This window comes from Bradyrhizobium sp. NBAIM08 (genome assembly GCF_020193935.1).
In the GTDB taxonomy this organism is placed as follows: domain Bacteria; phylum Pseudomonadota; class Alphaproteobacteria; order Rhizobiales; family Xanthobacteraceae; genus Bradyrhizobium; species Bradyrhizobium yuanmingense.
The window spans coordinates 1-446 of sequence record NZ_JADYVR010000365.1 but is presented as its reverse complement, the minus strand read 5'-3'; the positions used below and the strand labels follow the sequence as shown (position 1 = coordinate 446).

At 68.6% G+C, this 446-nt stretch carries 1 pseudogene; it reads right to left on the bottom strand.

What is annotated here, in order from left to right:
- A pseudogene (locus I6F37_RS39925) lies at positions 1 to 446 on the bottom strand (hypothetical protein); the annotation flags it as partial.

Below are 446 nucleotides of genomic sequence, written 5' to 3'. Positions count from 1 at the left end.
GATCGCGGTCTATCGTATCGAGGCTCGCTTCGGCGAGCTCGAAGCCTTCGAGATAGGACGTGAGCGCGAGGCGCTGCGCCTCGTCGCGCTTGCCGTCTCGATAAGCGGCCATGCTCTCGGCGAGCAGCCTGCGAGAGTACGCAATCGGGGCTTCCTTCGCGGCGGCCGTCGCCGAGGGGTTCTGCATGAGCCATGCAAAAGCCGCTGCGGTGTCCGCGCCATGCTGCGCGGCGACTTCGCCTTCACTCAGCGTCGAGACCGAATGCAGCGTTCCGACTTCGCGCGCGGCCTTTCCCGATCGCCAGAGCGCAGCACCGCGTGCGGCGTCGCTCGCATCGACCCGCAGGCCGCCCAGATAGAACGCGAGCGCCCAGCGCTCGTCCTCGGTGAGCTGTGGGTAGCCGGCCATCGCCGTGCCGGGCACGCCCAGCGTGACGGTGCTGTAG